This window comes from Streptacidiphilus cavernicola (assembly GCF_042510955.1).
In the GTDB taxonomy this organism is placed as follows: Bacteria; Actinomycetota; Actinomycetes; order Streptomycetales; family Streptomycetaceae; genus Streptacidiphilus; species Streptacidiphilus cavernicola.
Genome location: NZ_JBHFAB010000002.1, coordinates 359780 through 372620, shown reverse-complemented (window position 1 = coordinate 372620; position 12841 = coordinate 359780). Strand labels below are relative to the sequence as shown.

General features: G+C 75.5%; 13 protein-coding genes. 11 read left to right on the top strand and 2 right to left on the bottom strand.

Annotation, left to right across the window (positions count from 1 at the left end; translation table 11 throughout):
- Positions 1-27: 27 nt before the first annotated feature.
- The 11 genes from ACEZDE_RS03900 (at position 28) to ACEZDE_RS03850 (ending at position 11465) form a co-directional block, all read left to right on the top strand.
- Positions 28-423 (top strand): TOBE domain-containing protein, encoded by a 396-nt coding sequence (locus ACEZDE_RS03900; protein WP_380532356.1) that lies wholly within the window; start codon positions 28-30, stop codon positions 421-423.
- A 30-nt stretch (positions 424-453) separates the two neighbouring features.
- The gene (modA, locus tag ACEZDE_RS03895; protein WP_380532097.1) at positions 454-1290 is read left to right on the top strand and encodes a molybdate ABC transporter substrate-binding protein; all 837 of its coding nucleotides are present in this window, start codon (positions 454-456) and stop codon (positions 1288-1290) included.
- Between the two features lie 46 nt (positions 1291-1336).
- Entirely contained in the window at positions 1337-2203 is an 867-nt protein-coding gene (locus ACEZDE_RS03890) for an ABC transporter permease (protein WP_380532094.1), read from the top strand.
- Positions 2200-3351, top strand: a complete 1152-nt coding sequence (locus tag ACEZDE_RS03885) for an ABC transporter ATP-binding protein (RefSeq protein WP_380532091.1) — start codon at positions 2200-2202, stop codon at positions 3349-3351. Before ACEZDE_RS03890 ends, ACEZDE_RS03885 begins: the two co-directional genes overlap by 4 nt.
- A gap of 52 nt (positions 3352-3403) precedes the next feature.
- A complete protein-coding gene (locus ACEZDE_RS03880; RefSeq protein ID WP_380532088.1) occupies positions 3404-4249 on the top strand; it encodes a class I SAM-dependent methyltransferase in 846 nt (281 codons plus the stop codon).
- A gap of 141 nt (positions 4250-4390) precedes the next feature.
- Positions 4391-5761, top strand: coding sequence for an NAD(P)/FAD-dependent oxidoreductase (locus ACEZDE_RS03875; protein WP_380532085.1), 1371 nt, complete (start codon positions 4391-4393; stop codon positions 5759-5761).
- On the top strand, positions 5758-6558 hold the full coding sequence (locus ACEZDE_RS03870; protein ID WP_380532083.1) for a DUF1365 domain-containing protein: 801 nt from the start codon (positions 5758-5760) through the stop codon (positions 6556-6558). The genes ACEZDE_RS03875 and ACEZDE_RS03870 overlap by 4 nt, the downstream gene beginning before the upstream one ends.
- On the top strand, positions 6555-7883 hold the full coding sequence (locus ACEZDE_RS03865; RefSeq protein WP_380532080.1) for a class I SAM-dependent methyltransferase: 1329 nt from the start codon (positions 6555-6557) through the stop codon (positions 7881-7883). The genes ACEZDE_RS03870 and ACEZDE_RS03865 overlap by 4 nt, the downstream gene beginning before the upstream one ends.
- Positions 7880-9217 carry a class I SAM-dependent methyltransferase gene (locus ACEZDE_RS03860; protein WP_380532077.1) on the top strand — a complete coding sequence of 446 codons (1338 nt, stop codon included), beginning with the start codon at positions 7880-7882 and terminating at the stop codon, positions 9215-9217. The genes ACEZDE_RS03865 and ACEZDE_RS03860 overlap by 4 nt, the downstream gene beginning before the upstream one ends.
- On the top strand, positions 9214-10029 hold the full coding sequence (locus ACEZDE_RS03855; RefSeq protein WP_380532074.1) for a DUF1295 domain-containing protein: 816 nt from the start codon (positions 9214-9216) through the stop codon (positions 10027-10029). The genes ACEZDE_RS03860 and ACEZDE_RS03855 overlap by 4 nt, the downstream gene beginning before the upstream one ends.
- A gap of 68 nt (positions 10030-10097) precedes the next feature.
- On the top strand, positions 10098-11465 hold the full coding sequence (locus ACEZDE_RS03850) for a cryptochrome/photolyase family protein (RefSeq protein WP_380532070.1): 1368 nt from the start codon (positions 10098-10100) through the stop codon (positions 11463-11465).
- 41 nt (positions 11466-11506) lie between these two features.
- On the opposite strand, the gene ACEZDE_RS03845 is transcribed toward ACEZDE_RS03850, so the two are convergent.
- Together ACEZDE_RS03845 and ACEZDE_RS03840 are read right to left on the bottom strand one after the other, a co-directional pair.
- Positions 11507-12298: an alpha/beta fold hydrolase gene (locus tag ACEZDE_RS03845; RefSeq protein WP_380532067.1), complete on the bottom strand. Its 792-nt coding sequence runs from the start codon at positions 12296-12298 to the stop codon at positions 11507-11509.
- A 76-nt stretch (positions 12299-12374) separates the two neighbouring features.
- Positions 12375-12776, bottom strand: coding sequence for a hypothetical protein (locus ACEZDE_RS03840; RefSeq protein ID WP_380532064.1), 402 nt, complete (start codon positions 12774-12776; stop codon positions 12375-12377).
- Positions 12777-12841: the final 65 nt, after the last annotated feature.

Genomic DNA, 12841 nt, shown 5'->3' with positions numbered 1-12841 from the left:
CAGCAAGTGCGGCAGGATGATCGTCATGTGAACAGCTACCGGATCGGTGAGGCCGCAGCCCTGCTCGGCGTCAGTTCCGACACCATGCGCCGCTGGGTCGACGCGGGGCGGCTCGTCGCCGAGCGCGACGAGCACGGCCACCGCATCGTGCCCGGCGCCCAGCTCGCGGCCTTCGCCCGGGAGCTGGCGCGGCCCGAGAACGCCGCGGCGGAGGGCATCCCCTCCTCCGCGCGGAATCGGTTCCGCGGCATCGTCACCGAGGTGATCCTCGGCGACGTCGCCGCGCAGGTGGAGATCCAGGCCGGGCCGTTCCGGGTGGTCTCGCTCATCAGCCGGGAGTCGGCGGTGGAGCTGGGACTGGAGCCCGGGGTGCCCGCGGTGGCTGTGATCAAGTCGACCAACGTGGTCGTCGAGCTCTCCTGACCATCACTCATACTCTTCCGGGGGTCCCCCATGACCACGTCCGTTCGCCGCTCGCTCGCAGCCGCCGCCGCGGCCTCTGCCGCCTTGCTCGCGCTCACCGCCTGCGGGTCGAGCAGCAGTAGTACGCCCGCCGCGTCGGGCTCCTCCTCTGCTGCCGCCGCGTCCGACTCGTCGTCGGCCGCCCCGGCGATCACCGGCAAGGTGACGGTCTTCGCGGCGGCCTCGCTGAAGAACACCTTCACCAAGTTCGGCAAGGAGTTCGAGGCGGCCCACCCCGGAGTGACCGTCACCTTCAGCTTCGGCGGCAGCGACACCCTGGCCGCGAGCATCGTCTCCGGCGCCCCGGCCGACGTCTTCGCCTCCGCCAGCACCGCGACCATGACCACGGTCACCAAGGCCAACGACACCTCCGCCGCGCCGGTCGACTTCGCCAGGAACAGCCTGGAGATCGCCGTGGTCCCGGGCAACCCCAAGGGCATCACCACGCTGTCCCAGCTCGGCCAGAAGTCGATCAAGGTGGCGCTCTGCGCCAAGACCGTGCCCTGCGGCGCCGCCGCGGTGAAGGCCCTCGCCGCCGCGAAGATCGCGGTCACCCCGGTCACCTACGAGCAGGACGTCACCAGCGCGCTGACCAAGGTCGAGCTCAAGGAGGTCGACGCCGCGCTGGTCTACAAGACCGATGTGCAGGGCGCCGGCGGCAAGGTGGTCGGGGTGGACTTCCCGGCCGCCCAGCAGGCCGTGACGGACTACCCGATCGCCCCGCTCGCCCACAGCTCCAACAGCGCGGCGGCGGCGGCGTTCACCGCCTACGTCCTCTCCCCGGCCGCCCAGCAGGAGCTGGCCGCCGCGGGCTTCCAGGCCCCGTGACGCACGCGTCCGTGACCGGGCGGTCCACGACCCGTACTGTCGCCCCGTGACCCGCACCGATCCCGGCTCCGCGGCCGGCCCCGACCTCCTGGTGAACGCCCCGGCGACCAGGAGGCGGGTCGGCCGCCGGGCCGGCGCCGTTCCGGTCGCGCTGCTGCTGCCCGCCGTGATCGGCCTCGCCTTCCTGGTGCTGCCGCTGCTCGGGCTGCTGGTCAGGGCGCCGTGGAGCAGCATGACCACGGTGCTGCGGGACGGCACCGTGCTGCCCGCGCTGCGGCTGTCGCTGCTCACCGCGACCGCCGCCACCGGCGTCTCGCTGCTGCTCGGGGTGCCGATCGCCTGGGTGCTGGCCCGCACCCGCTTCCCCGGACTGCGGCTGCTGCGCACCCTGGTGACGGTCCCTCTGGTGATGCCGCCGGTGGTCGGCGGGGTGGCGCTGCTGCTGGCCTTCGGCCGCAACGGGCTGCTCGGACGGTGGCTGGACTCCGCCTTCGGGATCACCCTGCCGTTCACCACCGCGGGCGTGGTGGTGGCCGAGGCCTTCGTCGCCATGCCGTTCCTGATCCTCAGCGTCGAGGGCGCGCTCAGCGCCGCGGACTCCCGCTACGAGGAGGCCGCGGCGACCCTCGGCGCGTCCCGCTTCACCGCGTTCCGGCGGGTCACCCTGCCGCTGGTGGCGCCCGGCATCGCCGCGGGCAGCGTGCTGGCCTGGGCGCGGGCGCTGGGCGAGTTCGGCGCGACCATCACCTTCGCCGGGAACTTCCCCGGCACCACCCAGACCATGCCGCTCGCCGTCTACCTGGCGCTGCAGGACGACCCGGCCACCGCGATCGCACTCAGCCTGGTGCTGCTGCTTGTCTCGGTGCTGGTCCTGGTCGGCCTGCGCGGACGCTGGACCGGAGGCCCGGCATGACCGTTCCCTCGCACGCCCCGGACGACACCGCCGAGGAGGGCCTGCGGGCCCGGCTCGTGGTCGAGCGGGCCCCGCGCTCCGGCTCCCCGCAGGGCTTCCGACTGGACGTCAGCCTCAGCGCCCGGCCCGGCGAGGTGCTGGCCCTGCTCGGCCCCAACGGGGCGGGGAAGACCACCGCGCTGCGCGCGCTGGCCGGGCTCACCCCGTTGACCGCGGGCCGGCTCACCCTCGACGGGCGGACCCTGGAGCAGCCCGACGCCCGGCTGCGGATCGCCCCCGAGGACCGCCCGGTCGGTGTGGTGTTCCAGGACTACCTGCTGTTCCCGCACCTCAGCGCGCTGGACAACGTCGCCTTCGGGCTGCGCACCCGGGGCGCCCGCAAGGCCGCCGCCAGGACCGAGGCGGTCGGCTGGCTGGAGCGGGTCGGCCTGGCCGACCACGCCTCGGCCCGCCCGCGCGCGCTCTCCGGCGGCCAGCAGCAGCGGGTCGCGCTGGCCCGCGCGCTGGCCCCGCGCCCGCGGCTGCTGCTGCTGGACGAGCCGATGGCCGCGCTGGACGCCCGCACCCGGCTGGACGTCCGCTCCCAGCTGCGGCGCCACCTCGCGGCGTTCGACGCGGTCGCGGTGCTGGTCACCCATGACCCGCTGGACGCCATGGTGCTCGCCGACCGGCTCACCGTGATCGAGGACGGACGGGTGGTGCAGGACGGCCCGCCCGCCGAGATCGCCCGGCACCCGCGCAGCGACTACATCGCCCGGCTGGTCGGCCTCAACCTCTTCCGCGGCACCGCGGACGGCCACGACGTGCTGGTCGACGCCCCGGCGGGGGCCGGACCGGCGGACGGCGGACCCGGCGCCGGGATCAGGATCGCCACCGCCGACAGCGCCGCCGGGCCGGTGTTCGTCGCCTTCCCGCCCGCCGCGGTCACCGTCCACCGGACCAGGCCCGAGACCAGCGCCCGCAACGTCTGGCGGGTCACCGTCACCGGCATGGAGCTGCACGGCGACCAGGTCCGGCTGGACCTCGCCGGGGAGCTGCGGCTGACCGCCGACCTCACCCAGGGCGCGGTCGCCGAACTCGGCCTGGTCGAGGGCAGCGAGGTGTGGGCGGCGGTCAAGGCCACCCAGACGCACGCCTATCCCGGGTGAGCCGGGGCGGCATCCCGCAGGATGGGGGTACCCGTCCGTTGAGGAGAGCCGCATGGTGGACGCGAGCAGGGCCGACGCGCTGCGCGGCGTCCCGGAGACCATGCTCTGGACGCTGCACCACCGCGCCGCCGAGGCCCGCCGCCCGGACACCGTGCTGCCGGACCCGCGCGCGGTGCGCCTGGTGGAGGCGGTCGACTTCCCCTTCGTGGAGCGCTTCGGCCATCCGCACACCGTCGTCGCCCAGGCCGTCGCGCTGCGCGCGGGCTGCTTCGACGCCGTGGTCCGGGACTTCCTGCGGGCCTGTCCCGAGGGCACGGTGGTCTCGCTCGGGGAAGGCCTGGAGACCGCGTTCTGGCGGGTCGACAACGGCACGGTCGACTGGCTGACCGTCGACCTGCCGGAGCCGCTTGCGCTGCGCTACGCCCTGCTGCCGCACGGCCCCCGGCAGCGCACGCACGCCGGGGACGCCCGCGACCTGTCCTGGACCCGGGAGGTCGACCGGTCGAACGGCGTGCTGGTGCTGGCCCAGGGCCTGCTGATGTACTTCCGGCCGCCGGAGGTCCGCGAGCTGATCGCGGGCTGCGCCGAGGCCTTCCCCGGCGGCAGCCTGGTGTTCGACGCGGTGCCGAGGTCCGTGGTCGGCGTGGGACGGGCGCACCCGCGCCGGGTGTCGGGCCGCTACCGGCTGCCGCCGATGCCGTGGCGGATGGACGCCGCCGACCGGCCCGCGCTGCGCACCGCGCACCCGGGCGTCGCCGGGGTCGCCGACCTCCCGCTGCCGCCGGGGCGCGGCCTGCTCGGCGGCCCGCTCCGTCCGGACCGGATCCCGGTGCTGCGGGGCAAGCGCCCCTCGGTCACCCTGCTGCGGTTCGCCGAGCGGCCCGCCGTCGTCGGCTGACCGGCACCGTTCCCCGGCCGGTCGTGACCGGCCAGGCGCCGGACCAATCCAGCCACACCCCGGCCCCGAATGATCCATGTGGGGAGACCGGGTGCGGGTGGCGCGAGAGCCGTCCGCCGCGAGCGCAGGGGTGTAGCGGGTATGACGGAGAACGTCGAGCTGACGACGCCCGGGGGACGGTCGGCACGGCACGCCGGACCGGGGCCGGTCCGGCAGCGGGACCGCCGCGGCGGCCCGGCCAGGATCGCCGTGGTCGGCAGCGGAGTGGCCGGCCTCACCGCCGCGCACGAGCTGACCGGGAACGGCGCGCGGGTCACCCTCTACGAGGCCGACGGCCGGCTCGGCGGACACGCGCACACCCAGGACGTCCGCGCCGCCGACGGCACCGACCTGGCGCTGGACACCGCCTTCCTGGTCCACAACGAGCGCACCTACCCGCGCCTGCTGCGGCTGTTCGCCGACCTGGGGATCAGCACCCAGGACTCCGAGATGAGCATGTCCGTCAGCTGCCGCGGCTGCGGCCTGGAGTACGCCGGGGCGCGCGGGCCGTCCGGGCTGACCGCGCACCCCCGCTCCCTGTTCCGGGCCCGCTACCTGCGGATGCTGGCCGAGGTGCCGCTGTTCCACCGCCGCGCCAAGGCGCTGCTCGGCTCCACCGACCCGGCCGCGGACCAGCTGACCCTGCGTGAGTTCCTGACCAGGGGCGGCTTCTCCGGCTACTTCACCGCCCACTTCATGACCCCGCTGGTGTCCGCGGTCTGGTCCTGCGCGCCGGACCTCTCCCGGGAGTACCCGGCCCGCTACCTGTTCGCCTTCATGGACAACCACGGGATGCTCTCGGTCACCGGCTCGCCGACCTGGCGCACCGTCACCGGCGGCTCCCGCACCTACGTGGAGCGGCTCGCCGCCCGGCTGTCCGCCGTCCACACCGCGGCCCCGGTGCGGGCGGTCCGCCGGCACGCCGACGGCGTCACCGTCAGCGCCGCCGGCCTGGCCCCGGTCGACTACGACGGCGTGGTCCTGGCCACCCACCCGGACCAGGCGCTGCGGATCCTCGCCGACCCGACCGCGGACGAGACCGAGGTGCTCGGCGCGTTCAGCTACTCGCACAACCCGACCGTGCTGCACCGCGACCCCTCGGTACTGCCGGACGCCCCCCGGGCCCGCGCCTCCTGGAACTACCGGATGGCCTCCTGCGTGGACCGCTCCGACCAGGTCAGGGTCAGCTACCACCTGAACCGGCTGCTGCGTCTGGACACCCCGGAGGACTACCTGGTCACCCTGAACGAGGACCCGCACGACCCGGTCCCGGAGGAGTTCGTGGTCTCCCGCACCGTCTACCGGCACCCGCTGTACAGCCGTGCCTCCCGGGCCGCGCAGCTGCGGCTGCCCGGCCTCAGCACCGGGCGCACCGCCTTCGCCGGGGCGTACCACGGCTGGGGCTTCCACGAGGACGGCTGCCGTTCCGGCGTCGAGGCCGCCGCCGCGCTCGCGGCGCTGGTCCGGTCATGACCGCGGGGACCGGCGCCACGCCGGCGGACCTGGCCGCGCCGCCCCGGGAGAGCCTGCCGGGGCCCTGGGGCGCGGCCCTGTACGACTGCCGGATCGCGCACGTCAGGACCAGCCCCGCGCGGCACGCCTTCACCCACCGCACCTACCTGTGGCTGGTCGACCTGGACCGGCTGCCCCGGCTGCCCGCCGTGCTGCGCCCGCTGGCCCGCTTCCGGGCCGCGGACCACCTCGGCGACCCGGCCCGCAGCCTGCGCGACAACCTGGACCGCTACCTCGCCGCCCAGGGCGTCGACCTCGGCGGCGGCCAGGTGCTGATGCTGTCCCACGCCCGCTCGTTCGGCCACGTCTTCAACCCGCTGACCCTCTACTGGTGCCACGACCGGGCCGGGGAGCCGGTCTGCACCGTCGCCGAGGTCTGCAACACCTACGGCGAACGGCACTGCTACCTGCTCCAGCCGGGACCGGACGGCCGCGCCGACACCGCCAAGGACTTCTACGTCTCGCCGTTCTTCCCGGTCGACGGCCGCTACCGGATGGCCGTCCCGCCGCCGGACCGGCGGCTGCGGCTGACCATGCACCTGGAGCGCGCGGGCGGACGCCCGTTCACCGCCACCGTGCACGGCACCCGCACCCCGGCGGGCCCGGCCGGGCTGCTCCGCGCGGCCCTGCGCCACCCCCTGTCCACCCTCGCGGTGAGCGTGCACATCAGGATCCAGGGCATCCGCCTCTACCTGCGCGGCATTCCGGTCCAGCCGCGCCCGCGACACCCCCACCAGGAAGGAGTCTCCGCACCATGACCCAGCCCAGTACCCGGCCGACCGCGCGGACCTCGACAGCGCCCGTGCCGTCCGCCCCCCGGCACCACCCGGACCCGCAGCGCTGGCCCGACGTCGCCACCGTGCCGACCTCGGCGGTGCGCGCGCTGGTCGCCCGCGCCCTGCTGCGCAGTGTCGCCCGGCGGGTCGGGCTGCGGGTGGAGCTGCCCGACGGCGGGCTGCTCACCCGTACCGCGCCGCCGGACGGCGCGCCGGTGCTGCGGCTGCGGGACCCGGACGCCTTCTTCCACCGGCTCGGCGCCGGCGGCCTGATCGGCTTCGGCGAGTCCTACCAGGCCGAGGAGTGGGACTCGCCCGACCTGATCGCCATGCTCACCGCACTGGCCAGCTCCGCGCAGACGCTGGTGCCGCCGCGGCTGCAGTGGCTCCGCCGCTGGTTCACCGCCCGGCAGCCGCTGGAGCAGCTGGGCACCCCGGAGAACGCCCGCCGCAACATCCAGTCCCACTACGACCTGTCCAACGACCTGTTCGCGCTGTTCCTCGACCCGACCATGACCTACTCGTCTGCGGTGTTCCCGAGCGATCCGGGCGGCGAGCCGCTGGCGTCCTGGGAGCTGCTGGAGCGGGCCCAGCACCGCAAGATCGACCGGCTGCTGGACCTGGCCGGGGTGCGCCGCGGCAGCAGGGTGCTGGAGATCGGCACCGGCTGGGGCGAACTGGCCCTGCGCGCCGCCGCCCGCGGCGCCGAGGTGGTCACGCTGACCCTGTCCGAGGAGCAGAAGCAGCTGGCCGAGCAGCGGATCGCCGAGGCCGGCCACGCCGCCCTGGTCGACGTCCGGCTCTGCGACTACCGCTCGGCGACCGGCAGTTACGACGCGGTGGTGAGCGTGGAGATGGTCGAGGCGGTCGGCCGTCGCTACTGGCCTGCCTACTTCTCCACCCTGGACCGGGTGCTGGCCCCCGGCGGCCGGATCGCGCTGCAGGCGATCACCATGCCGCACGACCGGATGCTCGCCAGCGAGCACACCTTCACCTGGATCCAGAAGTACATCTTCCCCGGCGGCCTGCTGCCCTCGGTCGAGGCGGTCCAGGAGACCCTGGCCGCGCACACCGGGCTGCAGCTGACGGAGCGCCAGGGCTACGGGCGGCACTACGCGGAGACACTCCGGCTGTGGCGCGAGCGGTTCGCCGCCCGCGCCGGGGAGGTGGACGCGCTCGGCTTCGACGGCGTCTTCCGCCGGATGTGGTCGCTCTACCTGGGCTACTCCGAGGCCGGTTTCCGCAGCGGCTACCTCGACGTCCAGCAACTCCTGCTCACCCGCACCGGGGAGGACCAGCAGCGATGACCAGTACCCAGACCCGACCCCCGGCCGCCCGCTCCGGCCCGGCCGGAACCACCGCGGGCCGGCTGGCCGCGCTGCTCGGATCGTTCCTCGGCGACCCGCTGCCGGTCCGGATCCGCGCCTGGGACGGCAGCGAGAGCGGCCCGGACGACGCCCCCACCGTCGTCCTCAACTCCCGCCGGGCGCTGCGCCGCCTGCTCTGGTACCCGGGTGAGCTCGGCCTGGCCGAGGCCTACATCGCCGGGGAGCTGGACATCGAGGGCGACCTGGGCGAGGGCCTGAGCCGGGTCTGGCGCAGCGTCAGGGAACGCGGCGCCGCCCCCGCGCCGACCCTCGGCGACCGGGCCCGCGCGGTCGGCCTGGCCGCCCGGCTCGGCGCGGTCGGCCCCCGTCCGGCGCCCCCGGCCGGACGGGCCGACCTCAGCGGCGCACTGCACAGCAAGGCCAGGGACCGGGCCGCGATCCACCACCACTACGACCTCTCCAACGACTTCTACGCACTGCTGCTCGACCCGTCGATGGCTTACTCCTGCGCCTACTGGACCTCCGACCGGCCCGGCTACACCGTCGCCGACGCCCAGCGGGACAAGCTGGACCTGGTCTGCCGCAAGCTCGGCCTGGCGCCCGGAGCCCGGCTGCTGGACATCGGCTGCGGCTGGGGCTCGCTCACCCTGCACGCCGCCCGGCACTACGGCGCGCACGTCACCGCGATCACCCTGTCCGCCCAGCAGCACGCCTTCGTCACCGCCCGCGCCGCCGAACTCGGCCTGGACGACCGGGTGGACGTGCAGCTGCGGGACTACCGCGACGTCACCGAGGGCGGCTTCGACGCGGTCAGCACCATCGAGATGGGCGAGCACGTCGGCGAGGCCGAGTACCCGGCCTTCGCCCGGGTGCTGCACGACCGGCTGCGCCCGGAGGGGCGGCTGCTGGTGCAGCAGATGTCGCGCCGTCACCGCGCGCCGGGCGGCGGCGCGTTCATCGAGACCTACATCGCGCCGGACATGCACATGCGCCCGGTCGGCGAGACCGCCGCGCTGATCGAGGACGCGGGCCTGGAGGTCCGCCAGGTCGAGGCGCTGCGCGAGCACTACGTCCGCACCTGCGCCGCCTGGCGGGAGACCCTGGAGCAGCGCTGGGACGAGTTCGCCGCGCTGGTCGGCGCGGAGACCGCCCGGGTCTGGCGGCTCTACCTGGTCGGCGGCGCGCTGGCGTTCCAGGAGCGGCGGATGGGCGTGGACCAGATCCTCGCGGTCCGCCCCACCGAGGACGGCGTCAGCGGCGCCCCGGCCACCCCGGTCGACTGGTACCGGGCCGGAGAGCCGGGCGCCCGGTGAGCGGTGTCGACGGACCGGCTCTCCTGGTCGCGCTGGCGGCGGCGCTCGGCGCGGCCGTGGCGGTGCTGCTGCTCACCTTCGCGGTCGCGGTCCGGCTCGGCCTGCACCGGGTGGTGGACGTCGCCTGGGGCCTGGCCTTCTGCGCGGTCGCGGTCACCGGCTACGCGCTGTCGGCCGGGCACGGCGACCCGGGCCGACGGCTGCTGGTGCTGCTGCTGGTGCCGGTCTGGGGGCTGCGGCTGGCCGGGCACATCTGGTGGCGCGGACGCGGCCACCCGGAGGACCCGCGCTACGCCAGGATGCTCGCCAAGGCCCCGCCGGAGCGCCGGAACCGCTACGCGCTGCGGATGGTCTACGGGCTGCAGGCGGCGGTGGTCTGGCTGGTGTCGCTGCCGGTGGTCCTGGCGCTGTTCCTGCCCCGGCCGCCGGGCGTCCTGGCCTGGACCGGGACCGCGCTCTGGGCGGTCGGGCTGTTCTTCGAGGCGGTCGGCGACCACCAGCTGAACCGCTTCCGGGCCGACCCGGCCAACCGCGGCCGGGTGCTGGACACCGGCCTGTGGCGCTACACCCGGCACCCCAACTACTTCGGCGACGCCTGCGTCTGGTGGGGCCTGTTCCTGCTGGCTGCGGACGCGCCGATCGGCTGGGCGACCGTGGTGTCCCCGCTGCTCATGACGTATCTGCTGGCCAACGGCAGCGGCAAGCCGATGCTGGAGCGCCAGCTCAGCTCCAGCAAGCCCGGCTACGCCGAGTACACGGCCAGGACCAGCGGCTTCATCCCCCTGCCGGTACGCGGCGGACACCGCCGCTGACCGCACCACCCCGACCGCACCACCCGCCGCCCGACCCGCTGCTCGGAATGTGAACGGAAGGACCCGCAGTGCCCGAAGGCATCGCTCTCGCCCTGCTGACCTGCGATCTACGGCTGCACGACAGCCCGGTCCTGCACGCCGCCGCCGCGCACCGCGGCGCCGTCCCGGTGTTCGTCCTGGACGACGCCATCCACGGCGGCGGCCTCGCGCCGTCCAACCGGTCGGCGTTCCTGGCCGACTGCCTCAGCGACCTGGACGCCTCGCTGCGCCGGATCGGCAGCAGGCTGGTGGTGCTGCGCGGCGACACCGCGACCGAGACCGCCCGGCTGGCGCAGCGGGTCGGCGCGTCCGCCGTACACACCGCCGCGGCGGTCAGCGGCTACGGGCAGCGCCGCGAGGCCCGGCTGCACAGCGCCCTCGGCGACCGGCTGACCGTGCACGACAGCGTCACCACCACCGTCGCGCCGGGCGAGGTGCTGCCCGCGGGGAAGGACCACTACGCGGTCTTCGGCGCCTACTTCCGCCAGTGGTCGCTGATCCCGCGTCGCGAACCGCTGCCCGTGCCACGGCGGTTGACCACCCCCGACAGCGCCCGCGGCCTGGACCCGGCCGAGGTCCGCGAACTGCTCACGGCGGGCGGCGGGGCCGCGCCGGGGCTCGCCCCCGGCGGCGAGACCGCCGCCAGACGGCGGCTCAGGGCCTGGCTGGGCACCGGCCTGGACGGCTACCCGGAGCAGCAGGACGACCTGGCCGGCGACCACACCTCCCGGCTCTCGCCCTACCTGCACTTCGGCTGCCTCTCGGCGACCGAGCTGGCCCACCTCACCGCCTCCGGCGGGTCGCCCGGCGCCGACGCCTTCCTGCGCCAGCTCGCCTGGCGCGACTTCAACCACCAACTGCTGGCCGCCCGTCCCGATGCGGCCAGGCACGACTACCGCGGTCGCGGCGACCACTGGCGGCACGCCCCGGCCGAGTTGGACGCCTGGCGCCGGGGCCGCACCGGCTACCCGGTCGTGGACGCGGCGATGCGGCAACTGCTGCACGAGGGCTGGATGCACAACCGGGCCCGGATGTTCACCGCGAGCTTCCTCACCAAGACCCTCTACCAGGACTGGCGCGCCGGCGCGGACCACTTCAACCGGCACCTGATCGACGCCGACGTGGCCAACAACCAGCTCAACTGGCAGTGGGTAGCCGGAACCGGCACCGACACCCGCCCCAACCGGGTGCTCAACCCGCTGCGCCAGGCCCAGCGCTTCGACCAGGACGGCGACTACGTCCGGCGCTGGGTGCCGGAGTTGGCGGAGGTCGCCGGATCGGCGGTGCACCGCCCCTGGCTGCTGCCGGAGGAGCAGCGGGCCGCCCTGGACTATCCGGAGCCGATCGTCGACCTCAACGACGGCCTGGCCAGGTTCCGTGCGGCGCGCGGTATCTGAGGGTCCATCGACTACTGCCGTCTCGCCGGGCTCACGGGGGCTCAGCGGGACGGCAGTTCCAGTTCCAGGCCGCCCGGGTCGCCGCCGCGCAGCGCCAGTGCCGCCGACACCTCGTCAGGAAACGGGCACAGCCCCAGCATCGCCGCCACCAGACCGGTGCTGACGGTCTGCCAGTCGACCCGGCGACGGCCGAGCATGGCGTGGTTGGAGCCGCGCACGGCGAAGCCGGCCGCCTCGGCGCCCGCCGCGCGGGCGTTCGCCGCGAAGGCGCGGGTCTCCCGGGGGTCGGTCACCCGGTCGGCGACGTCGTGCAGGGTCACCAGGCGCCTGCCCGCCAGCTGGGTGTAGGGCTCGCCGGGCGGGCACCAGGGCGCCAGCGCCAGCACCCCGGTCACCTGGTCCGCGCCCGCGACCCGCAGCGCCGCCCTGCCGCCCATCGAGTGGCCCAGCAGCACCACCGGGACCGGGCCGAAGGCCGCCGCCACCTGCTCCAGCGCCGCCGCCGCGTCCACCGCGGCGTCGGCCCGGTCGCCGTTCCAGCCGCGGACCCGGTAGACCACCTCGCCGACCGCGACCCGCTCGCCGTGCAGCGCGGTGACCAGCGCCGAGACGAACGGGCGCATCCGCAGCCGGGCCAGGCTCCAACGGCGCAGCCGCTGGGTGCCCTCGGACCGGCCGCCGTGCAGCACCAGCACCACCGCCCGCGGCTGCCCCGGCGCGCCGCGCCAGCGGACCGCGGTCCGATCGGCGGCGGGGCGGTGTTCGTGCCCGCGGCTGTGTCCGGCTCCGTGCTCGCGCCCGGTCCCGTGGCCGGTCTCCTGCGTGTACGCCACTCCCTGCGTCCCCTCCCTCGTTACCGCTCCCGAACGCGCCTCCGGAGCCCGACCGCAGGCCCGGTTCAGGCCCGGCTCAGGCCCAGCGGTGCTCCGCCACCCCGGCCGCCGGGACCTGGACGGTCGCGTCGGCCGTCGTCTCGTCGCGCCAGACCGTGTAGCGGCCCGCCGTCAGCGGTGAGATCACCGCGCAGTACACCGTACGTCCGGCCAGGTGCCGGGGGCGCACCGCGGCGTGGGTGCGCGGCGCGGCGGCGTCATCGACCGGGCTGACCTCGATCTCCAGGCCGTCCTGCTCCGGGCCGGTGTGGATGATCAGTGCGCCGAGGTCGCCGCCGATCTCCAGCACCACGCTGCCCTCCCGGGACGGCGCGGGCAGCGGGGCGTGGGTGTGCGGGTGGGCGGGAGCGTCGGTGTGGCTGTGGCCCTCCGGGTCGGGGTGCGGGTGGGTGTGGGCCGGGCTGTGGGTGTGCGACACGGGGTGACCTCCGGGAGGGCGGGAACGGGCCCGGCGGGCCCGGCCCGGGGGGGCGGCGGGCCGCC